Genomic DNA, 24,354 nt, shown 5'->3' with positions numbered 1-24,354 from the left:
CCGGGCAGATGGGCGGCGGCCCCGAATAGCAGGACCTTCCGTGCCGGGCAAGGGGTTCGGGTGGCGGATCCTCGCCACCCTGGTGTCAAGGAACCGTAGGGAATCTTCTACACACATGTAAAAGTCGATCGAGGGTCGGTCGGCCCGGTGCGTCGGGTCGGCGAGCGCCGGGCGAATGCCCGTAGGCGCAGGCGGTCGGCCTTCGCCAGGGTCGTAGCGCCCGGCGGATTGCGGTGAATTGCCCCGGTTCGCCCGCCGATTGGAGGTTCTTTACCCAATGGCGGGACCTGGCCAATCAATGAAGCAGACCTGTCAATTCACCTGGCGGATTGTCATGCTTCTGGTCACCCCCCGGCGGTAGCCCCACCCCCACCCCATGGTGGCGAGCCGCTCGACTGCACGGGGTTCCCGCACGTCAGTGCCCGTCCCGCCCCACAGGTGCCGACCCGGCCCCCCGGGACGCGGCGCGACCGCGCCCAGCGCGGTTTTCCGGAAGGACTCGTACGTGAAGCGTAAGCTCGCGGCCGTCGCCGTACTCTCGGCCACGGCCCTGTTGACCGGCGTGATCCAGGTGAGCACCGCCGCCCAGGCCGCTCCCACCCCCTCGCTGCAGGCCCAGGCCGCCCAGCAGCACGCGACCGCGCTCAAGCTGGCGGCCGGTCAGGCCGGCCCGCTGGCCAAGGCGCTCAAGCTCGGCGACAAGGAGCAACTGGTCGCCAAGGACGCCGCGGTGGACAAGGACGGCACCCGCCACCTGCGCTTCGAGCGCACCTACGCGGGGCTGCCGGTGATCGGCGGCGACCTCGTCGTCCACCAGAAGGCCGACGGCTCCGTGAAGGCGGTCGACAAGGCGGTCGCCGCGCGGATCGCGCTGTCGAACCTGACCCCGAAGATCGCCGCCGACCAGGCGGCCGCGCAGGTCACCGGGACGGTCAAGGCCACGGTCGGGGTGGCCGCCGACGCCGACGAGTCCCCGCTCACCGAGGTGCGCCCGGCCGGCCAGGCCGAACTGGTGGTGTGGGCCTCCGATGGCAACCCCCGTCTGGCGTACCGCACCACGGTCGAGGGCGCGCGCGCCGACGGCACCCCGAGCCGCCAGATCCTGGTCACCGACGCCGCGGACGGCCGGGTCCTCGCCACGCACGAGACGATCGAGACCGCGTCCGGCACCGGCAACGGCATCTTCGTCGGCCAGGTCCCGCTGACCACCACCCAGAGCGGCTCGCAGTACCAGCTGCGGGACGCGAGCCGCGGCGGCCAGTCCACCAGCGACCTCAACAACGGCACCGACGGGACCGGTTCGCTGTTCGCCAACACCAGCGACAGCTTCGGCGACGGAACCGTCAACAGCCGCGAATCCGCCGCCGTCGACGCCCAGTTCGGTGCCGCGACCACCTGGGACTTCTACAAGACGACCTTCGGCCGCAGCGGCATCCGCAACGACGGGGTCGGCGCGCTGAGCCGGGTGCACTACGGCTCCAACTACGTCAACGCCTTCTGGGACGACAGCTGCTTCTGCATGTCGTACGGCGACGGCAGCAACAACACCGCACCGCTCACCGAGATCGACGTGGCCGGCCACGAGATGAGCCACGGCGTCACCGCCGCGACCGCCAACCTCAACTACGCGGGCGAGTCCGGCGGCCTCAACGAGGCCACCTCGGACATCATGGGCACGATGGTCGAGTGGTACGCCAACCTGCCCTCCAACCCGCCGAACTACTGGATCGGCGAGCTGATCAACCTCAACGGCAACGGCACCCCGCTGCGCTACATGGACCAGCCGAGCAAGGACGGCGGCTCGGCGGACTACTGGGACGCGAACGTCGGCAACCTGGACGTGCACTACTCGTCCGGGGTGGCGAACCACTTCTTCTACCTGCTGTCCGAGGGCAGCGGCGCGAAGACGATCAACGGGTTCAGCTACAACAGCCCGACGTACGACAACTCCACGCTCGCGGGCATCGGCCGGGACAAGGCCGCGCAGATCTGGTACCGCGCGCTGACCACCTACTTCACCTCCACCACCGACTACGCGGGCGCCCGTGCGGGCACCCTCAGCGCGGCCGCGGACCTGTACGGGTCGAGCAGCGCGGAGTACAACGCGGTCGCCGCCTCCTGGACGGCGGTCAACGTCAACTGACGCCGCTCCCGGTCGACTTCGGGCATGAGGGAAGACCGGAGCCGAGCCGGGGCCGGGCCTGGTCCGATCGGGCCCGGGAGTGGTGTCGAGGGCCCCGCCGGGCCGTGGGTGCCGGCCGGCGGGGGAGTACGGCAGGGGCGACGGTGAGCGGACCACCGTCGCCCCTGCTGTGTGACGCCTGACGATACGTCAATTTCGGTTCTCGTGCAGCTTCCACTCCGATTCGCCGATCGGCGGCTGAGCGGGCGGGGCGCCGGCGGCACCCCTCGGCGTGGGGGCGGGGCGCGGGATTCCCCGCCCGCACAGCGGCCCGGCTACGCCTCGGGACCGTTCTCCCGTCGCTGGCGCAGGAGTTCGGCGTACTCGACGTGCACCCGCCGGTCCATGGCCAGGGTGAACTGGGCGTCCGCGACGGTGCGCGCCAGCGGCCGCACCCGCATGATGCGCTCGGTGAGCCGGGCCGCCTCGCCGGGCGGCAGCGGGGTGTCGGCGGACAGTGCGCTGAGCAGGTGCTCGCTGACCACCTCGATGAAGACCTCGGCGATGGCGTCCACGTGCTCCCGGGTGCGCCGGCTCGCCTCCAGTACGGCCGAGAGCGGCACCCCCTCCGCCACCAGCTCGGTGGTGGCGTCCATCAGGCGCCGGCTCACGTGGGTGATGCCGTCCTCCTCGACGGTGATGTAGCCCTGGGCGATCGACTCGGCGGTGTTCTCCTCGGTGAGCTGGTCGCCGAAGACGGTCCTCAGCTCGTCCCAGTCCAGCCGGACCGGGGTCTCGTCGGACCACGGCGCCACGATCGCCGCTTCCAGCCCGATCAGCTCGGCGACGTCCCGCCCGCTCTCGCCGGCGCCGATCAGCTCGGCGATGCCGCCCAGGGTGTGGCCGCGGTCGAGTAGCTCGCCGATCATCCGCAGCCGGGCCAGGTGCTCCTCGCCGTACCAGGCGATGCGGCCCTCCTTGCGGGGTGGCTGGAGCAGTTTGCGCTCGCGGTAGAAGCGCAGGGTGCGGGTGGTGATGCCGGCCGCCTCGGCCAGTTCCTCCACCCGGTACTCGCGTTTTCTGTCGTCCGCAGCAGCTCTGACCTTGTCCACGGCGATCAGCATAGGACCGTCGGCCCGGAAGGCTCCCCGAACCGGAGCCGTCGCGCTTCTTCCATCCGGTGTCAGCAAGGGCTACCCTGCCAACCATGCCAGTGATTACTGGCGCGATTGGCAGGGTCCCGGAGGGCAGCCCACCGGGAGGTCCCGGGCACCGGCCCCGGGAGAGCGCGACGGTCACGTCCCACCCTCAGGAGGTTGCCGCATGGCATCCAGCAGCAAGCGCCCCCGCTCCGGCGCGTCCGCAGCGACCGGCACCAGCGCCGGGCAGGAGCCCGTCCCGCACGTCCGGGTGGCGGTGATCGGCTCCGGCTTCGGCGGCCTCGGCGCCGCGGTCCGACTGCGCCGCGCCGGGATCACCGACTTCGTCGTGCTGGAGCGGGCGGACTCGGTCGGCGGCACCTGGCGCGACAACAGCTACCCCGGCTGCGCCTGCGACGTGCCCTCGCACCTCTACTCCTTCTCCTTCGCGCCCAACCCCGACTGGCCGCGCAGCTTCTCCGGTCAGCCGGACATCCGCGCCTACCTGGAGAAGGTCGCCACCGTCTTCGGTCTCCGCCCGCACCTGCACTTCAACACCGAAGTGCTGGAAGCCCGTTGGGAGAGCGAGCAGACCCACTGGCGGATCACCACCTCGGCCGGCCAGTGGACCGCCGACGCCATCGTCTCCGCCGCCGGACCGCTCGCCGACCCGCAGATCCCCGACCTGCCCGGGCTGAGCGGCTTCCCAGGCAAGGTGTTCCACTCCTCCCGCTGGGACCACGACTTCGACCTGACCGGCAAGCGCGTCGCGATGGTCGGCACCGGCGCCTCCGCCGCCCAGATCATCCCGGCGATCCAGCCGAAGGCCGGCAAGCTGACGGTCTTCCAGCGCACCCCGGCCTGGGTGCTGCCACGCCGCGACCGCGAGATCACCCAGCTGGAGAAGTGGCTGCACGGCCGCCTGCCGGTCACCGCGAAGATCCGCCGCGGCACCCTCTTCGCGCTCCGCGAGATGCAGGTGGACGCGTTCGTGCGCCGCCCCGGACTGCTGCGCCTGGTCCAGCAGCTCGCCGAACGCCACATCGCCCAGGGCGTCCCCGACCCGGAGCTGCGCGCCCGGCTCACCCCGGACTACCGGATCGGCTGCAAGCGCATCCTGCTCAGCAACACCTACTACCCGGCGCTCGCGGCGGCCAACACCGAGGTCGTCTCCTCCGGCCTGCGCGAACTGCGCGGCTCCACACTGGTCGCGGCCGACGGCAGCGAGCACGAGGTGGACGCCATCGTCTTCGGCACCGGCTTCCACGTCACCGACATGCCCATCGGCGCGCGGGTCTTCGGCGCCGACGGCACCAGCCTGGCGGAGGAGTGGAAGGACGGCATGGAGGCGCTGCGCGGTTCCACCGTGCACGGCTTCCCGAACCTCTTCTTCGTCATCGGGCCCAACACCGGCCTCGGCAACAGCTCGATGATCCTCATGATCGAGTCCCAACTCAACTACATGATCGACGCGTTGACCACGCTCGGATCGATCGGCGCCGCCGCGATGCAGCCCACCGCGCGGGCCCAGCGGCAGTGGAACCTCGAACTCCAGCACCGGATGGACCGCACGGTCTGGACCACCGGTGGCTGCCTCAGCTGGTACCTCGACCCGAACGGCAAGAACACCGTGCTCTGGCCCGGCTCCACCACCTCGTTCCGCCGGGCCACCCGCAAGGTCGACCTCGGCGAGTACGAGCTGATCATGCGCACCGCGTCGGCTGCCACCCGCGCCGTCCAGGGGGTGTCCGCATGAGCGGCGTCCACCTGTCCGAGGAGTACGAGCCGCCCGTTCCCGTCGAGGAGTCGAGCGTCCGCTCGGCGGACGGGATCCGGCTGCACGTCGAGGTGCACGGCCGACCCGGCGCGCCCACCGTGATGCTCGCGCACGGCTGGACCTGCTCGACCGTCTTCTGGGCCCCGGTGATCCGCCGACTGGCCGACCGCTACCGGGTGGTCGTCTACGACCAGCGGGGCCACGGGCGCAGTGAGATCCCGCCGAGCCGGGCCCGCTACTCGACCCGGGCACTGGCCGAGGACCTGTCCGCCGTGCTCGCACGAACCGTCCCGGCGGGCGAGCGGGCCGTGCTGGCCGGGCACAGCATGGGCGGGATGACCATCATGGCCGCCGGCGGCCGCCCCGACGTCGCCGAACGGACCGCCGCGGCCGTCCTGATCTCCACCGGGCCGGGCGAGCTGGTGGCCGAACTCACCGTCCTGCCACCCGCCGTACGGGCCCGGCGCCTGCGGCGCTTCCTCCACCGGCAGCTCCTGCGCTCCCGGCTGCCGCTCGGGCCGGTCTCGCCGGCCAGCCGGGTGGCGCTCAAGTACGCGACCATGGGGCCCGGTTCGCCCGCCGGGCAGGTCGAGGCGACGGCCCGGATCGTGCACGCCTGCCCGACCGCTGTCCGCGCCAACTGGGCCGCGGTGCTGGACCGGCTGGACGTCCACGCCGGGCTGGCCCGGCTCGCCGCGCCCACGGCGGTGGTGGTCGGCACCGGCGACCGGCTGACCCCGCCGGTGCACGCTCACCGGATCGTCGCCGAACTCCAGAACCCTCAGGGGCTGTTGCTTCTGCCCGGGGTCGGCCACATGGCCCCGCTGGAGCGCCCGGCGGAGGTCGCCGCCGAGATCCACCGGATGGCCTCCGCGTTCCTGGCGGCCGCGCCTTCAGCTGAGCCTGCTCCTGTGTCTGCTCCTGCGCTTGCCACCGAGGTGCCTGCCGCCGTTACCGCTTCCGTCGACGAGAGGACCGCCGTCTCATGAACGCCATCCCGCCGTTGTCCGCGCAGGTCGTCGTCGTCACCGGGGCCGCGCGCGGCGTCGGGGCGTCGCTGGCCCGCAAGCTCGCCCGGCGCGGTGCCAAGGTGGCCCTGCTCGGGCTGGAGCCGGAGGAGCTGAAGGCCGTCGCCGCCCAGTGCGGCCCGTCCGCGACGAGCTGGGAGGTCGACGTCACCGACCTCGAGGCGCTGGAGGACACCGCCCGGCGGATCAAGGAGCACTACGGGCGGATCGACACCGTCGTCGCCAACGCCGGGATCGCCATCGGCGGGCCGCTGGCCGACAGCGACCACAGGGCGTTCAGCCGGGTCATCGAGGTCAACCTGCTCGGCAGTGTGGCCACCGCGCGGGCCTTCCTGCCGGCGCTCACCGAGAGCCGGGGATACCTGCTGCAGATCGCCTCGCTCGCCGCGCTGACCCCCGCGCCGCTGATGAGCGCCTACTGCGCCAGCAAGTCAGGGGTGGAGGCCTTCGCCCACTCGATCCGCGCAGAGGTGGCGTACCAGGGGGTCAAGGTCGGTGTCGGGTACCTGAGTTGGACCGACACGGACATGGTGCGCGGGGCCGACGAGGATGCCGTGCTGCGGCAGATGCGCTCCGGGCTGCCGTGGCCGGCCAACAAGACCTACCCGCTGGAGCCCGCGGTGGAGCGGATCGTCGCCGGGATCGCCCGCCGCTCCGCCCACGTCTACGCGCAGGCCTGGCTGCGCGGCATGCAGCCGGTGCGCTGGCTGCTGCCGACCCTGATCTCGGTGGTCGGCTCCCGAGAGGTCGCCCGGCTCGCTCCCCAGCTCGCCGCCACCGCCGCGAGCCGGCTGCGCGCCGTGGGCGCCGGAGGCGCGGCGGACACGGCGGTCCGGGGCGGCGGGAGCCGGAACTGACGGCTGACAGTCGACGGATGACAGATCACAGATGGCGGATGACAGATGACAGCTGACAGATTTCATAGTCTGTCAGCTGTCATCTGTCCGTCGTGTGTTGTTCGTCCGCCGACCCCGCCGACCCCGCCAGCTTCGCCAGCGTCTCCAGGGCCCGCCCCAGCACCGGCAGCGGCGGGGAGGCGAGTCCGACCCGGACGGCCGAGGGGGAGCGCCGGGGGTCGACGGCGAAGGCCGTCGCGGGCGTGACCGAGATTCCGGCCCGCGCCGCCCCGGCGACGAAGGTCTCCGCCCGTTGGCCGGCCGGCAGCTCCCACCAGAGGTAGTAGGAGCCCGGGTCGGACCGCAGCCGCCGGCCCGCCAGCACCTCGCGCGCCAGGAGTTGCCGGGCCGCCGCGTCGGCGCGCTTCGACGCCTCCACCGCGGCCAGCGTGCCGTCCCCGATCCAGCGCACCGCCGCCTCCAGCGCGAAGCCGCTCGGCGTCCACCCGCCCGAGCGCAGTGCCCCCGCCACCCGCTCGCGCAGCGCCGCCGGCGCGACCGCGAACCCGGTGGTCAGCCCCGGGGCGAGCCGCTTGGAGAGGCTGTCCACGAGCACGGTGCGCTCCGGTGCGAGCGCGGCCAGCGGTACGGACCCGGGCCGCAGGAAGGACCAGACGGCGTCCTCGACCGCCGGCAGGTCGAACCCTCGCAGCACCGCCGCGAGCGCGACCGCCCGCTCGTGCGGCAGGCTCGTGCCGAGCGGGTTCTGCAGACGCGGTTGGACGTACACCGCGTGCAGCGGTCCGGCCCGGTGGGCGGCCGCCACGGCGTCCGGCAGCAGTCCGTGCCCGTCCACGGCCAGCGGCACCAGCGTGATGCCCAGGCGCTCCGCCACCGCCTTGACCACCGGATAGGTCAGCTCCTCCACGCCCAGCCGCCGGCCGGGCGGCACCAGTGCGGACAGCGCGCCGGCAATGGCCTGCCGCCCGTTGCCGGCGAACAGCAGGTCCTCCGCGTCGACCTGCCAGGAGTCGATCGACACCAGCCCCGCGAAGGCCCGCCGTGCGGCGCCCGTCCCGGCCGCGCCGACGGGACGCAGCGCCTCGCCCAGGGCGTCCGGCCGCAGCAGCGGTGCCAGCCCGCCCGCCAGCAGCGCGGCCTGCCCGGGGGCGGTGGGGTAGTTGAGCTCCAGGTCCACGGGGGTGGCGGCCGGTTCCGCCAGTGCCACTCGGGCGTCGTCCGGTGCGCGTCCGGCCCGTACGAAGGTTCCGCGCCCGACTTCCCCGACGGTGAGTCCGCGCCGGGCCAGTTCGCGGTACACGCGCCCCGCCGTCGAGTTGGCGATGCCCCGGCCGCGGGCGAAGGCGCGCTGGGTGGGCAGCTGCTGGCCGGGCCGCAGTCGCCCGTCCGCGATCTCGGCGGCGATCCGGTCGGCGATCAGGCGGTAGTCGTCCATTGCCGGTCGGCCCTCCAGGGGTTCCTCGTCATGGTCTTCCCGTCCTTCCGCCCGCAACCCCGCTGCCCGTTCCCGTCCCGCATTGCACCGAGGGCAAAGTCATCATTGCATCGACCTGGCGGCCCGCCCTAGCCTCCTCGTATGGACGCGTTGACATCCGCCGTGGACGGCCGGGCCGTGCTCGGGATCGCCGCCGTGGCCCTGGGCATGGTGCTGTCGCCCGGGCCCAACATGATCTACCTGGTGTCCCGCTCGATCGCGCAGGGCCGCCGCGCCGGGCTGGTCTCGCTGGTCGGGGTCGCTGCCGGGTTCCTGGTCTACCTGGCCGCGGTGACGGCCGGGGTGGCCGCGGTCTTCTCGGTGGTGCCCGTCCTCTACACCGCGATCAAGCTGGCCGGTGCCGGCTACCTGCTCTGGCTCGCCTGGAAGGCCGTCAAGCCGGGTGGTACGGCGGTCTTCGCGCCCCAGCAGCTCCCGCCGGACCCGCCGCGCCGCCTGTTCACGATGGGTTTCCTGACCTGCCTGCTCAATCCCAAGATCGCCATCATGTACATCTCGCTGCTGCCCCAGTTCGTGGTCCCGGAGCGCGGTCACGTCGCCGTGCAGAGCCTGCTGCTGGGCCTGACCCAGATCGCCGTCGCGATCACCGTCAACGGCCTGATCGCGGTGAGCGCGGGCGGCATAGCGGCCTTCCTCAACCGCCGGCCCGGCTGGTTGCGGATCCAGCGCTACGTGATGGGCACCGTCCTCGCCGGACTCGCCGTGCACATCGCCGCCGACCGGGCCAAGGCCGTCGCCGTCTAGCGCGGACGGGCCACCGGAACCGACCGGCTGCTGCCGGACCTGGCCCGGGGACCGGCCCCGCCCGGCTACTGGCAGCGACTGGCGACCCGCAGCACCTCGTACCCGGCCTGGACGAAGCGGCCGTCCAGTGCCGGAGCGGTGTTGGCCACCGCCGCGACGGCCGCCGATCCCTCCGGGGAGAACCCCACGAAGGCGGTGAACCCGCGGGTGCCACCGCTGTGGAAGTAGAGGTCCCGGTCGCCCGAGCGGCGGTGCATCCACACCAGGCCGATCCGGTCGGTGGAGTGCGGAAGCCGCAACCGCAGCCGCTGGACGTCCCGCAGGGCGGCTCCCAGCCCGTCGCCCGGGTCTGCGGCGGGTTCTCCGGCGGGGTTCGGCGCCGGGCCGGATCCCGGGGCCGCCGCCGTGCCGCCGTCCAGGTGGGCCCGGAGGTAGCGCAGCAGGTCCGCCCCGTCGGCCCGGACCGCGCCGGCTCCCGGCAGTCCGGGAATCCGCCAGGGCGGGAGCGCCCGTCCGCGGCGGTACCCGGTCGCCCGCCCCGGTGGATCCGGGGCGCAGGTCGTGGCGCGCAGGCCCAAGGGCCGGCAGATCCGTTCGGCGAGCAGATCGCCGTAGGGCATCCCGCCGGTCTCGGCGAGCAGCCGTCCGAGCAGGCCGACCCCGTAGTTGGAGTACCCGTACCGGCTACCGGGCGTTCCACGTACCGTGGTTCGGGCCAGAGACTCCCGCAACTGCTCGTCGCCGTACGTCTCGTACGGGTTGCTGAACCAGGCCGGAACGGCCTTGGCGAGCAGTCCCGGGGGGAGCCCGGGCAGGCCCGAGGTGTGGGTGGCCAGGTGCAGCAGTCGGATGGGTTCCGCCGAACGGACCTTCGCCGCGCGCCAGCGGTGCGGCAGCCGGTCCTCGACCGGGTCGTCCAGGGCGAGTTCACCGCGCGCGGCCATCTCCGCGAGCAGCAGGGCGGTGAACGTCTTGCTGACGGAGCCGAGTTCGAAGACGGTGCCGGGTGTGCAGGGCGCGGCGCCCGGGCTCCGTCCGGTCCGTCCGAAGCAGCGCACCTCGGCCCGGTCCCCGTGGACCAGGGCGATCGTCACGGCGGTGGCGTAGGGCCGGGCCGCCCGGACCGCCGCCGCGACGGCGGCGTCCAGGCGGTTGGCGTCCGGGCGGTTGGCGTTCGGGCGGTTGGCGTTCGGGCGGTTGGCGTTCGAGCGGTTGGCGTTCGAGCAGCTGGCGTCCGGGTGGCTCGTGTCCGGGCCGTGCGAGGTCGGGCCGCTCGCGTTCGGGCCGATCATGCCCAGAAGCTCCGTGTCCGCCCTGCTCGCGCCGTGCCCGTTCGCGTCGGCCCGGCTCAAGAGGCCACCGGTGTGCCGCCGAGCGCCCGGGAGAGCGTGACGGTTGCCGCCACGACCCCGACCACCGCGGTGTGGCAGTGCTGGCGGAAGTCCTCCTCCGGGTCGTCGTTGTCGGGTGCGGAGCCCTCGCACTTGATCATGCCGTCGGCCTGCTGGGCCGCGGTCAGCGCGTCCCAGCCGGTCCGGCCGGTGACCGGTTCCCCGATGCACGAGTCCACGATGAGCAGTTCACCGGCGAGGTCCCACTGCTCGATCTCCAGCCAGATGTCGAGCCAGACCGGCAGCCAGTCGCGCAGGTAGTCGCGCATCGGCTCGGGCAGGCACTCGGGCCGGGCGCCCCAGTCGGTGAGGTGGAAGACGGTGTGGGTGACCTGGTAGGCGATCACCCAGGCGATGGTCCAGGGTTCGGGGAGGGCGCCGAGCCAGGTGTTCCGGGCCAGTCGGGGCCAGTCCGGCTGCGGTTCGAGGCCCGAGATCCGCCGGGCGTTGGCGAGGGCGAGGTGGCGGCTGCCCTGGATCTCGACGGCGTGCACGGCTCGGAGCCGGCCGATCGAGGTGAGCAACTCCTCCATGGCGGCGTGGCGGTAGCCGGACCGCGCGAAGTGGCCGTACGTCTCCAGCGGGTCGACGAGGGTGACGTGCCGCAACTGGCGTTCGAGCAGTAGGTCGCCCTCGCCCAGCTGGCCCCAGGCGGCTTCGAGGAGTTCGCGCGCGAGGCGGGCATCGTGCGGGCCGGTGACGCCGTCGCGCAGGACCAGGGAGGAGGCCAACGCGGCCTCGCAGAGCGGCTTGTAGACGTCTTCGGGGTCGGCCAGGTCGACGATGGTGCTTTCGTCGAGTCGGCTGTAGCCGCGCTGGTAGCCGTCGTGCAGCCAGGCCAGTGAGCGGGAGCCGAGCTGTTGGGCGGTGGCGAGCACCTCGGTGTCCGTCATCTCGTCACCCCGTTCGGGCCGTTCGTGTCGTCCGGGCCGCCGACGCCGGTCGATATGGTCAGCAGGCGCTGGGCGATGGCGAGTTCGAGGGAGGACCGGGCCGTTCCGTCGCCGGCCAGCCGGATCCGGTCCAGGACGGGTTCGAGCTCCAGTCGCAGCGTCCGGCCGTCGGCCCGGGCCCACGCGAGCCACCGGGCGAGCCGGACGGCGGTGGTGGGGTCGCGGCGGAGCATGCTGCGGACGGCCCCGCGGGCGAGGTCCAGGGTGTTCGCGCGGGCGGCGTCGTGCATCGGGCCGTCCATGGTGGGCAGTGCCAGCGAGGAGAGCTGCGCCATCCGCTTCGACCACGCCTGCCAGCCGACGTCCTCCGGGCCGGACAGCGGGGCGGGCGGCGGGACGGCGGCCCCGTACGGAGTGCGGGCGAGCAGCAGGCCGGCCGCCCAGTCCTGCCATCCGATCACCAGTGCGGCCTCCTGGGAGGAGGGGACGGGTGCGGGGAAGGCCACGCGTGCCTCGGCCAGCAGGGCGGCGGTGGTGCCGTCGGGCTCCGCGCCGGTGAGCAGCTGCGGTGCGAAGAGGTCCGCACCCAGCACCCGTACCGCGGCCAGTAGCGGGCGGGGCACGAGGCTGTCGGGGTCCGCGAGTGCGGCCGTGCCCTCGCCGTCCCGGAGGACGGCGAGGGTCCGGTCCGCCACCCGCTCGACCGCCGCGGCGTACTCGTCACGGAGAGGGGTCTCGGCGGTTGGCATGGTGATCGGGTCCCCCTTCAGGAGGGTTGGTCACGGGCGCGAGGCCCGACAGTGGAGGGGTCGACCTACCGGGTCGGCTTCTCCTTGGGGCCCTTCGGCGAGAGGAGCAGCAGGGCGGCGAGCAGCACCGCGCCGGCGGCCTCGGGCAGGTACGTGGGCGCGTCGGACACGACGGCCTCGTCCTCCACCATCAGGCTCGCGAGTGTCTCGGCTTCCAGCGTCGCGCTGTGTGACGTCGAAGCCGTTTCGGTCCGGAACTGAGTAAGCATCAGATGTGCCTCCTCAACTGGATTTCACCGCCCGGTCGGACGATGCCCCTGTTCGACATTACGAGCACCCCCGGGGACCTGCATCCGCAGTGCGCTGAGCTGCGGCATTGCCCTGGATGTGGGCCCGGATGCGAGGAGTCGGTACGGTCGGGGGCATGACCACAGCCTTGATCACCGGCGCGACCGCCGGCATCGGAGCCGCCTTCGCCCGCCGGCTCGCCCGCAGCGGCTACCGGCTCGTCCTGGTGGCCCGAGACACCGAGCGCCTGGAGCGCGCCGCCGCCGACCTGCACGGCAGGTACGGCATCGAGGCGGAGGTGCTGACCGCCGACCTCGCGACCGACGAGGGCATCGGCGCCGTGGAGGCCCGGCTCTCCGACTCCGCCCGCCCGGTGGACCTCCTGGTCAACAACGCCGGCTTCGGCAACAAGGGCGCCTTCGGGACCGTCCCGCTCGACGACGAACTGGCCATGCTGAAGGTGCACATCGAGGCGATCCTGCGGCTGACCACGGCCGCCCTGCCCGGCATGCGGGAGCGCGGGCGCGGGGCGATCGTCAACGTCGCCTCGGTGGCGGCCTTCCTGCCGCGCGGCACGTACGGAGCGAGCAAGGCCTGGGTGGTCAGCTTCACCCAGGGAGTGCTGCGCGACCTCGGCGGGACGGGCGTGCGGATGATGGCGCTGTGTCCGGGTTTCACCCGGACCGAGTTCCACGAGCGCGCGGGCATGGGCACCGGCAACATCCCGTCCTGGTCCTGGCTCTCCGCCGAGCGGGTGGTGGACGAGGCGATGCGCGACCTGGCCCGGGGCCGGTCCGTGTCCGTGCCGGGTAAGCGGTACAAGGCGGCCGTGGCGATCGCCCGGGCGCTGCCCTCCGGCAAGCTCGGCGGGCTCTCCTCGAAGGCCGCGCGGACCTACCGGACCAACTGAGGGCCGGGGCGGTCGGGCGTACGGCGGTCGGCTGCGGGAGGGCGGCCCCGGGCGCTGGGCGCTGGGCGCTGGGCGCCGGGCGTCGGACGTCGGACGTCGGACGTCGAACGTCGGGCGCCGGGAGGGGCGGCGAGGGCGTCGGGCGGGGCGGTGAGGGCCGGGGGTGGGGCGTCGGCGAGGGTCGCGGGTGAGGAATAGAGTCGCCCTCACTATTAGCTTGTCTAACAATGAGCTACCCTCGCTATGCTGACCCCAGCCCGACCGCCCGCCCGACCGTCCCACCCAGGGAGGCCCGTCCTTGAGGCCCACCACCATCGACTGGACCCCGCCCGAGCGCGCCGCGGGCGAATCCCGCCCGCCGGCCGAGTGGCGCCGCATCCTCGCGCTCTTCCGCCCGTACCGGGGCCGCCTGGCCGTCGTCGGGCTGCTGGTCGCCGCCTCGGCCGTGGTCTCGGTCGTCTCGCCCTTCCTGCTCAGGGCCGTCCTGGACACCGCCATCCCGCAGGGCCGCACCGGGCTGCTCAGCCTGCTCGCGCTCGGGATGATCCTCACCGCCGTGGTGAACAGCATCTTCAACGTGCTCCAGACGCTGATCTCCACCACCGTCGGCCAGCGCGTGATGCACGACCTGCGCACCGCCGTCTACGGCCACCTCCAGCGGCAGTCCCTGGCCTTCTTCACCCGCACCCGCACCGGCGAGGTGCAGTCCCGGATCGCCAACGACATCGGCGGCATGCAGTCCACGGTGACCTCCACCGCGACCAGCCTGGTCTCCAACCTGACCGCGGTGGTCGCCTCCGTCGTCGCCATGGTCGCCCTGGACTGGCGGCTGACCGTCGTCTCGCTGCTGCTGCTCCCGCTGTTCGTGTGGATCAGCCGCAGGGTCGGCCAGGAGCGCAAGAAGATCACCACCGAGCGGCAGAAGCAGCTGGCCGCGATGAGCTCGGCGGTCCAGGAGTCGCTCTCGGTCAGCGGCATCCTGCTGGGCCGCACGATGGGCCGCTCCGGCTCGCTCGCCCGGGAGTTCACCGAGCAGTCCGACCGGCTGGCGGGCCTGGAAGTGCAGGCCAGCATGGCCGGGCGCTGGCGGATGAACACCATCCAGATCGTGATGGCCGCGATGCCCGCACTGATCTACTGGGCGGCCGGACTGACCTCCGCCGCGGGCGCGCCGATCGTCTCGGTCGGCACCCTGGTCGCCTTCGTGACCCTCCAGCAGGGCCTCTTCCGCCCGACCGTCAGCCTGCTCTCCACCGGCGTGGACGTGCAGACCTCGCTCGCGCTCTTCCAGCGCATCTTCGAGTACCTCGACCTGCCGGTGGAGATCGAGGAACCGGCCGAGCCGGTCACCCTGACCGACCTGCGCGGAGAAGTCCGCTTCAAGGACGTCGACTTCCGCTACGACCCGGCACAGGAGCGCCCGACCCTGTCCGGCGTCGACCTCACCGTCCCGGCCGGGAGTTCACTGGCCGTGGTCGGCGAGACCGGCTCGGGCAAGACCACCCTCAGCTACCTCGTGCCGCGGCTGTACGACGTGACCGGCGGACTGGTCACCCTGGACGGCGTGGACGTGCGCGAGCTGTCCTTCGACACCCTGTCCCGCGCGGTCGGCGTGGTCTCCCAGGAGACCTACCTCTTCCACGCCTCGGTCGCCGAGAACCTGCGCTTCGCCAAGCCCGGCGCCAGCGACGCCGAACTCGTCGAGGCCGCGCGGGCCGCACAGGTCCACGACACCATCGCCGCCCTCCCGGACGGCTACGACACCCTCGTCGGCGAGCGCGGCTACCGCTTCTCCGGCGGCGAGAAGCAGCGCCTCGCGCTCGCCCGGACGATCCTGCGCAACCCGCCGGTGCTCATCCTCGACGAGGCCACCAGCGCGCTCGACAACCGCACCGAGCACGCCGTCCAGCAGGCCGTGGACGCCCTGGCCGTCGGCCGCACCACCATCACCATCGCGCACCGGCTCTCCACCGTCCGCACCGCCGACCAGATAGCCGTGCTGGACCACGGCGAGGTGGTCGAACTCGGCACCCACGAGGAGCTGGTGGCACTGGACGGCCGGTACGCGGCGCTGCTGCGCCGGGAGGTGCCGGAGGCCGCCGGGCGGCCCGAGCCGTCGGCCGTGGCCGAGCCCGTCTGACCGGACGGGCGGGCCGGGCGGTCGGGACAGCCGAGGCGGCTGGGCGGCAGGGTGGCCTCGGGCTGAGCGGAGGGCGGTCAGGCGGCCTTCGGGACCTCGTTGTAGCTCTCCGCGACCTCCTGGCCGGAGAGTCGCTGGATGGCCGCCATCACCTCGTCGGTGACCTGCCGGCGGGCCTTCAGCGAACGGGCCTGCCCGTGCAGCTCGTCGAAGTGCAGCGGCTCGCCGAAGCGGACCGTCACCTTCTTCAGCCGCGGCACCCGCTTGCCCACCGGCAGGATCTGCTCCGGGCCCTCCAGCGCCACCGGGACCACCGGCACGCCCGCGGTCAGCGCCAGCCAGGCGACGCCCGTCTTGCCCCGGTAGAGCCGGCCGTCCAGGGAACGGGTGCCCTCGGGGTAGATACCGAACGCCTTGCCGCTCTCCAGGATCTCCAGCGCCGACTCCAGCGAGGCCTGAGCGGAACGGTAGGTGCCGCGCTCGACCGGCACGGCCCCGATGGCCTCGAAGAAGCCCTTGGAGAGCCGGCCCTTGAGCCCGGTGCCGGTGAAGTACTCGGCCTTGGCGAGGAAGTGGACCCGGCGCGGGGCGGTCAGCGGGATCACCACGCTGTCGATGAAGGACAGGTGGTTGCTGGCCAGGATCACCCCGCCCTTGCGCGGCACGTTCTCGATTCCCTCGATGACCGGCCGCCAGATCCCCCGCGAGACCGGTTTCAGCACCAACTTGGTGGCGAGGTCGAGCACGATTCCCTCCCTGGACGAACGAACGCCCGGGAGGAGCCCGGGCCTGCAATCAGATCCGCAGACTACGACACCGACCCCCGCGCACGTCCACTCCCGACGACCGTGGCGCACGCCACGGCCGGGTAGGGTACGGCCGTCCGAACCGAGCGACACCCCGCAGTACCCAGGAGGGCACGATGGAGACCACCGAGGCGATCAAGGCCTTTTTCGACCGCTTCGACAAGGACGGCGACGGTAAGATCACCGCGGCCGAGTACGCCCTGGCCGCCAACGAGATGGGCGACCACGACGTCACCCTCTCGATGGCCGAGGCGCTGATCCACAGCATGGACACCAACCACGACGGCGTGCTGACCTTCGAGGAGTTCCTGGCTGCCCGCCAGCGCTGATCCCGCCCCGGGTCCGCTCGGGGCCGCTGTCGAGCCTGCTCCGGACCTGCGTCGACGGGGCCGGTCGCCGTACCGGCGGCGCCGGCCCCGTGCGGAGGCTCCGTGTGGAGGCCCCGTGCGGAGCCTGTTCCCGTACAGGCTCTCCGCGTGAGCTCCTCCGGCGGGTGCTACCCCCGCTCCACCGGGAACACCCGTCGCACCACCCGCTCCGCGGCGCCGCCGTCGTCCCAGACGCAGAACTTCGCCCGGAACCGCTCCCGCGCGGCCGGCTCCGGGTCGCCCGCCAGCAGGGCCCGCGCCAGCCCGTCCGCGTCCACCGTGACCGCGCCCGGCGGCTCCGCGAACAGGTCGAAGTAGACGCCGCGTTCGCGCTGGTACTCCTCCCAGTCCGGGGCGAAGATCACCACCGGCCGGTCCAGCACCGCGTAGTCGAACATCATCGACGAGTAGTCCGTCACCAGCACGTCCGCCGCGAGGTAGAGGTCCTCGACGGTCGGGTGCGTCGAGACGTCCACGATCCGCGCCGACTCCGCCCCGGCCCCGGTCAGGTCACCCGGGCCGTCGGTGTGGAAGTAGTGGGTGCGCACCAGCAGCGTGAAGTCCGGGCCCAGCCGCCGGGCCAGCTCCGCCACGTCCAGCAGCGGCACGTAACCGCCCTTGCTGCCGCGATGGGTCGGCGCGTACAGCACCGCCCGGGTGCCGGGCCGCAGCCCGAGCCGCTCGCGCAGCTCCCGGACCTCGTCCGAAGTGGCGTTCGCCAGGCGGTCGTTGCGGGGGTAGCCGGTGTCCAGCATCTCGTACCGGCCGGGGAAGGCGCGGGCGAAGTGCCCGCTGGTGTGCGGGTTGGGGGAGACCAGGAAGTCCCAGCGGTCGACGGCCTCCTGGAGCAGGTCGAAGTCCATCCCCTCGGCCGCCGCCGGGTGGTCGCGCAGGTCCATGCCCATCGCCTTGAGCGGGGTGCCGTGCTGGGTCTGGACGTGCACCGTGCCCGCCCGCTTCGTCATGGTGCGGGGGAAGTTGACGTTGTTGACGAAGTACTTGGCGGTCGCCATCGCTTTGAGGTAGGCGGGGGTGTTGACGATCACGTAGGGCACCCCGGGCGGCAGCGTGGCGGCCTGGGCGCGGTTCTCCACCACCCACACGCCCCGGATCCGCGGGGCGAGTTCCTTCGCCTTCTCGTAGATCGCCGCCGGGCTGCACGCGTAACCCCGGTGCCAGTACGCGGCGTAGACCGCGAGGTTCGGGTCCAGCGGCAGCCGGCGGAACGCGTTGTACGCGGTGAACCGGGCGCCGCTGCGCATGCCCTTCTTCACCGCGGGTGCCACCGCCCTCGCCCCGCGCTTGAGTTCGCGCGGCAGCCGACCGGTGCGGCGCAGTTCCGCGTACGCGATCCGGGCTCCGCGGGCGGCCAGCCGGTACTGCACGCCGCGCACCCCGCCGGGGAAGCGGTAGCCGGCCGGGCGGTGGCGGTCGAAGTGCCGGGCGATCCGCTGGAAGAAGTCCTTGCGCAGGTCGGTGGGGACCAGGCCGGGGGTGTCGTAGACGTTCAGCGCCTGGCGCACGGTCCGGTCGAAGACCAGGGTGCGCAGCGAGTCCGGGACGGGCCGGCCGGGGCGGTCCGGGCGGTCCAGGAAGGCGAAGATCGCGTCGTACTGGGCGAACACGTCGGCGTGCTTGGGGGAGGCGGTCGCGGTGATCGCGCCGGCCCGGCCGCGCCGGTAGAAGTAGCAGGGCCGGTCGAGGTAGCGCAGCCGCTCGGCGGCCAGTAGCGCCGGGTAGGTGACCGAGATGTCCTCGTAGTAGCCGCGGCCGAAGGAGACGCCGAGTCCGTCCAGGAAGTCGCGGCGGAACACCTTGTTCCACACCGACATCACGGTCTGGAACAGCGCGGGGTGCTCCGCCAGGGTGCAGCCCTCGACCAGCGGGGAACCGGCCAGCACGTGGCGCCACGGGTTGGGCTCCGTCCCGCCGTCCGGATAGACGTGGGTGAAGCCGGTGACCAGCACGTCGACGGGGGTCTCCCGGCCGCGCTCCAGCGCCAGCTCGTCCAGCAGGGCGCCGACCGTCCCCTCGGGCACCCAGTCGTCGCTGTCCACGAACCAGAGGTACTCGCCGCGGGCCTGCGGGAGGGCGGCGGTGCGGGCGCCGCCGAGGCCCTGGTTCTCGGTGAGGTGCAGCACCCGCAGCCGGCTGTCGCGGGCCGCGTAGGCGTCCAGGATCGCGCCGGAGCCGTCCGGGGAGAGGTCGTCGACCGCGATCACCTCGAAGCGGGTCTCCGCGGCGGGGACGTCGCCGAGGATCGAGTCGAGGCAGCGGGGGAGGTACCGCTCCACGCCGTGGACCGGGAGCACGATGCTGAGGAGGAGGGACACGCTGGCCGAGTGTACCGATCGACCGGGTGCGACCTGCGCGGACGTCCGGGGCGGGCGTTCCGGGGCCCCGGGCGGGGTGCGGACACCGGGTTGGCGTGGCGTGCGCGCGGATGCGGGGCGGCGGCGTGATTCGGAGCCCGTGGAGGGGGCGTGGACCCGGAACCGCCGGTGCCGGGCCCCTCGCGGGGCGGCACCGGCAGTCAGGTGGCGGTCCGGCCGACCCTCTACGGCCGACCGCCGGTCCGGGCACCGCGCGAGCCTGGCCACCGCAGCGTCGAGGCGGCCGGGCAGTGGCTCGCGGGAGCCGGAGTTCTTCATCACTCGAACACGCGCTTGAGTGCGGTGCGGGGCACGGGCGCGTGCATCAGATATTGCTTGGAGGTTCGACGGGAGTCAATCCCTCGAATGTGTTCACTTCCTGAAGTCACTAGGTTACAGGTCGGGGTAGGCGCGTGCACGACGGGTGTGGGTGTGGGTGTGGGTGTGGGTGTGGGTGCGGCCCGGCTGCTGCCGCGGTGATCGCTTTGTCGATGTGGCGGCTGTCCCCTCCTATTGCGGGGAGCGAGAGCAGGAGCGGGAGCGAAGGCCGGTGGGCGGTGGGCGGTGGGCGGTGGGCGGAATCCGGCGGGGCGTGCCGGTGCGCGGGCGGTGCGGTGCGGGGCGTCGCCGGGGTGCGGCCGTGCGCCCGGCGCGCGTCGTGCGCGACGTTGCCGCACCCGCGTCTGTCGAAACCGGTGACGGACGGCCGGTCGTGCACCATCATTGATGCCTAGTCGTGACCGGCCGGGCGGCCCCTGGTGCTTCGTCAGTTGACGTCGCACGATACGGTGGCACAACACCAAGGACGGTTGCGCGAAGGCCGTCCGTCACGGATAGTCTTCGCCTCACGGCCCTGGCGCCTCGTAGGGGTGGGAAAACTGATGGAACACATGCAAGTGCGGACTCGGCCCCGCGTGCCGGCGATCCAGTGCGGTGTCGGCACGACCGGCCGCCGGATCGACCGACACCTGGCCGTGCTCGGCGCGCCCGCACTCCCGGCGGTGGACACCGCCGAAGCGCTCGGGTTGATAAGGGAGCTCACGCCGCGCGGCGCCGAGGTCCCGACGGCCCGTCGTCGCCACACCAGGATCTCGCTGCTGACGCCGCTGCGTCGGCTGCGGCGGAGCCTCTTCGGCGGGCGCGGCTAGTCCGGCCGGTGCGGTACGGGTCCCTCCCCGCCGCCCGCCCGGGAACCGACCCGGTGGACCTTCCGGTCCGCCGGGTCTTCGGTGTTCCCGCGCGATGGCCGGACGGGTGCGCCGGAGAGTGTGGGTGCCGCGGGTGGTGTGGGTGGTGTGAGTGATGTGGTCTGAACCTTTCACCCTACGCGAGGTTGCCTCCCCGGCACGGCGAGACGGCGAGGGAGTACGTCCGGCCGGCTGACCTGGGACAGGATGGCGCCATGGCGGACAACAACCACTCCCAGACCGGGTCCTTCCCGACCACCACCTTCCAGAGCGGCACCTTCGAGATCACCACCGGCAGCCGCGAGGTCGCGCTCGACATCACCGACCGCTGCGCCGCGTTCCTCGACGAACGGGCCGCCGGGCGGGACGGCCTGCTCAACGTCTTCGTCCCGCACGCCACCGCGGGGATCGCGGTGCTGGAGACGGGCTCCGGCAGCGACGACGACTTCCTCGCCACCCTGCGGGACCTGCTCCCGGCCGACGACCGCTGGCGCCACCGGCACGGCAGCCCCGGCCACGGCCGGGACCACGTGGTGCCCGGCCTGGTCGCCCCGCACGCCACCCTTCCCGTGCTCGGCGGTCAACTGGCGCTCGGCGTCTGGCAGTCGGTGGTGTTGGTCGACACCAACGGGGACAATCCGCGCCGGACCGTCCGGCTGTCCTTCCTCGGCTGACGCCCGGGCGGGACGGAATGCCTCGGACCGGACCGGCTCATGCCACCCGACGGCGGGCAGCCCGGCGGGCGGACCCCGGCGGACCCGGTGGAGGTGGTGGAGCCGGGGGAGGCGGCGGCGTTGCGGGGCTCAGCGGACGTGCGTGGCCACCGCGGCGAGGTAGCGCTCGATCGCCAGATGCTGGCAGAGCAGGGCCACCGGCCGGCCCAGCCTGGCGTACCAGGCGGACAGTCGGGAGAACGCGGTGACCTCGAACCACACCTCGCCGTCGGCGTCCATCGACACCAGGAACGCCTCCTCGCCGCGCTCCGGGTGGCCGGGGAGCGTGCCGTACCCGAAGCCGACCCGGTCCGGCTCCTCCACCGTCCACACCACCCGGCAGGGGATCACCAGCCGCGGCCACCGGAGCCCGGGCAGGTTCAGTCGCAGCAGGATCGTTTCGCCCTCCCGGGCCGGGCCGGCGGGGTAGGCCGCGAAGCCGGTGCCCAGCTGGCTGCCCCAGCCGAGGACGTACCGCCCGGCCCGCTCCAGCACCTGCGGCCCGTGCCCCAGGTGCACCCGGCGCCGCAGGTGGGCGTAGCCGTCCGGGAGCCGTCCGCCCCCACCCCGGGTGGCGCCCACCTCGGGGTAGGACGGGGTGGTGGCGCGGGCGGCGAGCAGGCGTCGGTACAGGTCGGTCGGCATGCCGGTCACGGTAGCCGGTGGGCGGGAGGGCGCCGGCGGGGGGCTTCGGCGGTGGAGCCGCGGTGGAGGGACGGCGGCGGACGGGTTCCGGGCGGCGGCGAACAGATTTCAGCGAACAGATTTCAGAAAACGTTCGCTGAAATCTGTTCGCTGAAATCTGTCACCTGTCACCTGTCACCTGTCCGCCGTCATCCGTCCGGCGTCATTCGTCTGCTGCGGGCCCCGTACCGGGGGGAGTGTTGCCGCAGGGCAGGGGTGAGGAGTAGAGAAGACGGCATGAGCGACATCGGTACGAAGCAGGAAGCGGGCGTCTGCGAACTCGCGCCCGAGGGCGGCGGGGCGGAGGCGGCGCTGCGGCGCGACCCGGACGTGCCCGGGCCACGCGCCGACTGCGTCCTGTGCGGCGAGCCGACCGAACTGCCCGCCGATCAGCCGGGCAGCACCTTCTGCCCGGTGTGCGCCTGGCAGCAGGCGCAGCGGATCGCCTGCTCGGGCTGACCCCGGACCGGCCCCGGGCCGCCGGCCGGCGCTATGCGTCCTCCCGCCCGGCCAGCGCAAGGGTCGAGCCGTGCCGACCCTTGCGGACCAGCAGCTGGGAGGGGATACGGCTGCGCAGGTCGGCGACGTGGCTGACGATGCCGACCGCGCGGTCCCGCTCGCGCAGCCCGTCGAGGACGTCCATGACCTCCTCCAGGGCGTGCTCGTCGAGGGTGCCGAAGCCCTCGTCGATGAAGAGGGTGTCCAACGGCATGCCGCCCGCTTCGTCGGTGACCACGTCGGCCAGGCCCAGGGCGAGGGAGAGCGAGGCGAAGAAGCTCTCGCCGCCGGAGAGGGTCGCGGTGTCCCGCTCGGTGCCCGTCCAGGCGTCGACCACCCGCAGGGCCAGGCCCGAGCGCTTGGTGCCGGTGCCCCGGTCGTCGCTGTGCACCAGGGTGTAGCGCCCGCCGGACATCCGGACCAACCGGTCGCTGGCCGCCGCCGCGACCTGCTCCAGCCGTGCTGCCAGGACGTACGACTCCAGTCGCATCCGCAGCCGGTTCTCGGCCGAGGTGCCGGCCGCGAGCGCGGCGAGCCGGTTGATCCGGCCGTACCGGTCCAGCGCCGGGGCCAGCTCGGCGGCGAGCCCGGTCAGCTGCCGTCCGATCTCGGCCAGGGCCCCGCAGCGCTCACGGGCCGCGGACAGGGCGGCGTGCGCCCGGCCGAGCCGGTCGGTGGCGGCGCCGAGCGCGGCCGCGACGGCGGGCAGGTCCACCGGCGGACGGCCCGCGGCCTCGACCAGCTCCGGTAGCGCCAGTTCGCGGCGGACGGCAGCGGTCTCCGTGCGGTGTCGCTCCAGCCGGGCCTCCAGCCGCTCGCGCTCCTCGCGCGGAAGCAGGACGGCCAGCGCCGCCTCGGCGTCCGGGAAGCCCGCCGAGGCGGCGGCCTTGCCCAGCTCCTGCTCGGCCTCGTCGAACCGGTCCGCCGCCTCCGTGTGCGTGCGGGCGGCGGTGGCCGTCGCGGCGACCGCCTCGGCGAGCCTGGTGAGGGCCGCGGCCCGGTCGGCGACCGAGGCCGCCTCGCCCCGGGCGACCGCCACCCGGGCGGTCAGCGTCTGCTGCTCGGTGCCGAGCGCCAGCAGTCGGTCGGAGAGCACGGCGGCGCGCTCCCTCGCCTTGTGCAGCTCGTCGACCCGGCGGGTGCGGTCCTGCGACAGCCGGGCGATCTCCTGCTCGACCCGGCCGAGCGCGTCCGCCGCGTGCCGGGCCTCGCGGTGTTCGCGCTCCAGCCCGGCGAGGGCCTGCGCGAGCGCCTCCGCGCCGTCCGGTCCGGAGGCGCCCGCGGCGGCGGCCTCGCGCACCCGCAGCGCGGTGAGCGCTCCGTCGGCGTCCGTCCAGGCTCGTTCGGTGGCGGCCTGGGCCCGGCGCGCCCGCTCCTCGTCCTCGGCGTCGACCCGGCTGCCGGGCGCGGCCTCGGCGGGCGCCGGGTGCTCGGGTGAGCCGCAGACCCGACAGGCCTCGCCGGTGCGCAGCTGCTCGGCCAACTCGGCGGCCATGCCGCTCAGTCGGCGGTCCCGAAGGTCCAGGCTGTGTTCGCGGGCATCCAGTGCGGCGGTGCGCAGAGCGACGACCCCGGGCTCGGCCGCGTCGATCTCGGCGCGCAGTGCGTCGCGCTCCCGGGCCGCGTCCAGGCGGTCGGTCAACTCGCTGCGCCGGCCGTCCAGTTGCTCGACCAGGGAAGTCGCCGACCGGGCCTCGGCGTGCTCCTGCTCCAAGCGGCCCAGCTCGCCCTCGAACTCGGCGAGCCAGTCCTCGGCCTCCTCGGCCAGCTCCTCGGATGCGCGCCGATCCACCGTCAGGACGGCCTGCTCGCGGGCGAGTTCGAGGCACCGGCGCTCCTCCTCCCGGGCCGTCTCCAACCGGACCACCTCGGCCCGCAGCCGCAGCTCGGCCTCGGACAGTCCGGAGGCGTCCGCCCCGGCGAGCTCCCGGCCCTCGGCGCCGGAGCCGGCCAGCACCTCGCGGTGCCGGCGCTCCGCCCGCCGCGCCCGCCCGAGCGACTCGGCCGCGTTCTCCCGCAGCCGCAGCGCCGACTCCACCCCCACGGCCTCCTGGGCGGCGGCCAGCCGCTGCCGGTCCGCGGCCGCGGCCGGCTCGAACCCCCCGAGTCGCTCCAGATACGAAAAGCGGCGTGTAGGGAAATAGTGTTACGGGTTTAGTGTAAAAAACAGGGGTCGCCCGATCATTAAAAAAA

General features: G+C 73.3%; 21 protein-coding genes. 11 read left to right on the top strand and 10 right to left on the bottom strand.

Annotation, left to right across the window (positions count from 1 at the left end):
- Window positions 1-505 precede the first annotated feature (505 nt).
- Window positions 506-2,143, top strand: a complete 1,638-nt coding sequence (locus AB0E96_RS12385) for a M4 family metallopeptidase (protein WP_359821916.1) — start codon at window positions 506-508, stop codon at window positions 2,141-2,143.
- A 314-nt stretch (window positions 2,144-2,457) separates the two neighbouring features.
- Here the strand turns inward: AB0E96_RS12385 and AB0E96_RS12380 are convergent, their stop codons facing one another.
- Window positions 2,458-3,234: a MerR family transcriptional regulator gene (locus tag AB0E96_RS12380; protein ID WP_359821913.1), complete on the bottom strand. Its 777-nt coding sequence runs from the start codon at window positions 3,232-3,234 to the stop codon at window positions 2,458-2,460.
- 211 nt (window positions 3,235-3,445) lie between these two features.
- Between AB0E96_RS12380 and AB0E96_RS12375 the strand changes: the two genes are divergently transcribed.
- From AB0E96_RS12375 to AB0E96_RS12365, 3 genes are read left to right on the top strand one after another with little or no spacing between them, the layout of a single operon-like run.
- Complete coding sequence (locus AB0E96_RS12375; RefSeq protein WP_359821911.1) at window positions 3,446-5,017, top strand: NAD(P)/FAD-dependent oxidoreductase; 1,572 nt, start codon at window positions 3,446-3,448, stop codon at window positions 5,015-5,017.
- Complete coding sequence (locus tag AB0E96_RS12370; RefSeq protein ID WP_359821908.1) at window positions 5,014-6,027, top strand: alpha/beta hydrolase; 1,014 nt, start codon at window positions 5,014-5,016, stop codon at window positions 6,025-6,027. Before AB0E96_RS12375 ends, AB0E96_RS12370 begins: the two co-directional genes overlap by 4 nt.
- The gene (locus AB0E96_RS12365; protein ID WP_359821905.1) at window positions 6,024-6,923 is read left to right on the top strand and encodes an SDR family oxidoreductase; all 900 of its coding nucleotides are present in this window, start codon (window positions 6,024-6,026) and stop codon (window positions 6,921-6,923) included. Before AB0E96_RS12370 ends, AB0E96_RS12365 begins: the two co-directional genes overlap by 4 nt.
- Window positions 6,924-7,002: 79 nt before the next feature.
- Here the strand turns inward: AB0E96_RS12365 and AB0E96_RS12360 are convergent, their stop codons facing one another.
- Window positions 7,003-8,358 carry a PLP-dependent aminotransferase family protein gene (locus tag AB0E96_RS12360; protein WP_359821902.1) on the bottom strand — a complete coding sequence of 452 codons (1,356 nt, stop codon included), beginning with the start codon at window positions 8,356-8,358 and terminating at the stop codon, window positions 7,003-7,005.
- Between the two features lie 141 nt (window positions 8,359-8,499).
- On the opposite strand from AB0E96_RS12360, the gene AB0E96_RS12355 reads away from it, so the two are divergent.
- Window positions 8,500-9,162, top strand: a complete 663-nt coding sequence (locus AB0E96_RS12355) for a LysE family translocator (RefSeq protein ID WP_359821900.1) — start codon at window positions 8,500-8,502, stop codon at window positions 9,160-9,162.
- Between the two features lie 65 nt (window positions 9,163-9,227).
- Here AB0E96_RS12355 and AB0E96_RS12350 read toward each other — a convergent pair whose 3' ends face one another.
- From AB0E96_RS12350 to AB0E96_RS12335, 4 genes are all read right to left on the bottom strand, one after another.
- Complete coding sequence (locus tag AB0E96_RS12350) at window positions 9,228-10,454, bottom strand: serine hydrolase domain-containing protein (RefSeq protein ID WP_359821898.1); 1,227 nt, start codon at window positions 10,452-10,454, stop codon at window positions 9,228-9,230.
- 56 nt (window positions 10,455-10,510) lie between these two features.
- On the bottom strand, window positions 10,511-11,446 hold the full coding sequence (locus AB0E96_RS12345) for a hypothetical protein (protein WP_359821896.1): 936 nt from the start codon (window positions 11,444-11,446) through the stop codon (window positions 10,511-10,513).
- The gene (locus AB0E96_RS12340) at window positions 11,443-12,195 is read right to left on the bottom strand and encodes a hypothetical protein (RefSeq protein WP_359821893.1); all 753 of its coding nucleotides are present in this window, start codon (window positions 12,193-12,195) and stop codon (window positions 11,443-11,445) included. Before AB0E96_RS12340 ends, AB0E96_RS12345 begins: the two co-directional genes overlap by 4 nt.
- 65 nt (window positions 12,196-12,260) lie before the next feature.
- On the bottom strand, window positions 12,261-12,464 hold the full coding sequence (locus tag AB0E96_RS12335) for a hypothetical protein (protein WP_359821891.1): 204 nt from the start codon (window positions 12,462-12,464) through the stop codon (window positions 12,261-12,263).
- A 155-nt stretch (window positions 12,465-12,619) separates the two neighbouring features.
- Between AB0E96_RS12335 and AB0E96_RS12330 the strand changes: the two genes are divergently transcribed.
- Window positions 12,620-13,393 (top strand): SDR family oxidoreductase, encoded by a 774-nt coding sequence (locus AB0E96_RS12330; protein WP_359821889.1) that lies wholly within the window; start codon window positions 12,620-12,622, stop codon window positions 13,391-13,393.
- A 298-nt stretch (window positions 13,394-13,691) separates the two neighbouring features.
- Complete coding sequence (locus AB0E96_RS12325; RefSeq protein ID WP_359821886.1) at window positions 13,692-15,533, top strand: ABC transporter ATP-binding protein; 1,842 nt, start codon at window positions 13,692-13,694, stop codon at window positions 15,531-15,533.
- 77 nt (window positions 15,534-15,610) lie between these two features.
- Here the strand turns inward: AB0E96_RS12325 and AB0E96_RS12320 are convergent, their stop codons facing one another.
- Entirely contained in the window at window positions 15,611-16,279 is a 669-nt protein-coding gene (locus tag AB0E96_RS12320; RefSeq protein ID WP_359821884.1) for a lysophospholipid acyltransferase family protein, read from the bottom strand.
- Between the two features lie 176 nt (window positions 16,280-16,455).
- Here AB0E96_RS12320 and AB0E96_RS12315 point away from each other — a divergent pair, with 176 nt between their 5' ends.
- Window positions 16,456-16,668, top strand: coding sequence for an EF-hand domain-containing protein (locus tag AB0E96_RS12315; RefSeq protein WP_224282188.1), 213 nt, complete (start codon window positions 16,456-16,458; stop codon window positions 16,666-16,668).
- A gap of 167 nt (window positions 16,669-16,835) precedes the next feature.
- Here AB0E96_RS12315 and AB0E96_RS12310 read toward each other — a convergent pair whose 3' ends face one another.
- On the bottom strand, window positions 16,836-19,040 hold the full coding sequence (locus tag AB0E96_RS12310; RefSeq protein WP_359821882.1) for a bifunctional glycosyltransferase family 2 protein/CDP-glycerol:glycerophosphate glycerophosphotransferase: 2,205 nt from the start codon (window positions 19,038-19,040) through the stop codon (window positions 16,836-16,838).
- Between the two features lie 920 nt (window positions 19,041-19,960).
- On the opposite strand from AB0E96_RS12310, the gene AB0E96_RS12305 reads away from it, so the two are divergent.
- Window positions 19,961-20,227 carry a hypothetical protein gene (locus tag AB0E96_RS12305; RefSeq protein WP_359821880.1) on the top strand — a complete coding sequence of 89 codons (267 nt, stop codon included), beginning with the start codon at window positions 19,961-19,963 and terminating at the stop codon, window positions 20,225-20,227.
- Between the two features lie 254 nt (window positions 20,228-20,481).
- Entirely contained in the window at window positions 20,482-20,940 is a 459-nt protein-coding gene (locus AB0E96_RS12300) for a YjbQ family protein (RefSeq protein ID WP_359821878.1), read from the top strand.
- A gap of 129 nt (window positions 20,941-21,069) precedes the next feature.
- Here the strand turns inward: AB0E96_RS12300 and AB0E96_RS12295 are convergent, their stop codons facing one another.
- Window positions 21,070-21,624: a DUF1990 domain-containing protein gene (locus AB0E96_RS12295; RefSeq protein ID WP_359821876.1), complete on the bottom strand. Its 555-nt coding sequence runs from the start codon at window positions 21,622-21,624 to the stop codon at window positions 21,070-21,072.
- Window positions 21,625-21,900: 276 nt separating this feature from the next.
- On the opposite strand from AB0E96_RS12295, the gene AB0E96_RS12290 reads away from it, so the two are divergent.
- A complete protein-coding gene (locus AB0E96_RS12290) occupies window positions 21,901-22,122 on the top strand; it encodes a hypothetical protein (RefSeq protein ID WP_359821874.1) in 222 nt (73 codons plus the stop codon).
- A gap of 31 nt (window positions 22,123-22,153) precedes the next feature.
- On the opposite strand, the gene AB0E96_RS12285 is transcribed toward AB0E96_RS12290, so the two are convergent.
- Window positions 22,154-24,205 (bottom strand): SbcC/MukB-like Walker B domain-containing protein, encoded by a 2,052-nt coding sequence (locus AB0E96_RS12285; protein ID WP_359821872.1) that lies wholly within the window; start codon window positions 24,203-24,205, stop codon window positions 22,154-22,156.
- Window positions 24,206-24,354 lie beyond the last annotated feature (149 nt).

This window comes from Kitasatospora sp. NPDC036755, assembly GCF_040636595.1.
Taxonomy (GTDB): domain Bacteria; phylum Actinomycetota; class Actinomycetes; order Streptomycetales; family Streptomycetaceae; genus Kitasatospora.
This window is presented reverse-complemented; position numbering and strand designations above follow the sequence as displayed.

Bases quoted from the DNA above. Each gene is read 5' to 3' on its own strand.
- AB0E96_RS12375 (WP_359821911.1), top strand. From the start codon at position 3,446: ATGGCATCCAGCAGCAAGCGCCCCCGCTCCGGCGCGTCCGCAGCGACC.
- AB0E96_RS12370 (WP_359821908.1), top strand. From the start codon at position 5,014: ATGAGCGGCGTCCACCTGTCCGAGGAGTACGAGCCGCCCGTTCCCGTC.
- AB0E96_RS12365 (WP_359821905.1), top strand. From the start codon at position 6,024: ATGAACGCCATCCCGCCGTTGTCCGCGCAGGTCGTCGTCGTCACCGGG.
- AB0E96_RS12360 (WP_359821902.1), bottom strand. From the start codon at position 8,358: ATGGACGACTACCGCCTGATCGCCGACCGGATCGCCGCCGAGATCGCG.
- AB0E96_RS12355 (WP_359821900.1), top strand. From the start codon at position 8,500: ATGGACGCGTTGACATCCGCCGTGGACGGCCGGGCCGTGCTCGGGATC.
- AB0E96_RS12350 (WP_359821898.1), bottom strand. From the start codon at position 10,454: ATGATCGGCCCGAACGCGAGCGGCCCGACCTCGCACGGCCCGGACACG.
- AB0E96_RS12345 (WP_359821896.1), bottom strand. From the start codon at position 11,446: ATGACGGACACCGAGGTGCTCGCCACCGCCCAACAGCTCGGCTCCCGC.
- AB0E96_RS12340 (WP_359821893.1), bottom strand. From the start codon at position 12,195: ATGCCAACCGCCGAGACCCCTCTCCGTGACGAGTACGCCGCGGCGGTC.
- AB0E96_RS12335 (WP_359821891.1), bottom strand. From the start codon at position 12,464: ATGCTTACTCAGTTCCGGACCGAAACGGCTTCGACGTCACACAGCGCG.
- AB0E96_RS12330 (WP_359821889.1), top strand. From the start codon at position 12,620: ATGACCACAGCCTTGATCACCGGCGCGACCGCCGGCATCGGAGCCGCC.
- AB0E96_RS12315 (WP_224282188.1), top strand. From the start codon at position 16,456: ATGGAGACCACCGAGGCGATCAAGGCCTTTTTCGACCGCTTCGACAAG.
- AB0E96_RS12305 (WP_359821880.1), top strand. From the start codon at position 19,961: ATGGAACACATGCAAGTGCGGACTCGGCCCCGCGTGCCGGCGATCCAG.
- AB0E96_RS12300 (WP_359821878.1), top strand. From the start codon at position 20,482: ATGGCGGACAACAACCACTCCCAGACCGGGTCCTTCCCGACCACCACC.
- AB0E96_RS12295 (WP_359821876.1), bottom strand. From the start codon at position 21,624: ATGCCGACCGACCTGTACCGACGCCTGCTCGCCGCCCGCGCCACCACC.
- AB0E96_RS12290 (WP_359821874.1), top strand. From the start codon at position 21,901: ATGAGCGACATCGGTACGAAGCAGGAAGCGGGCGTCTGCGAACTCGCG.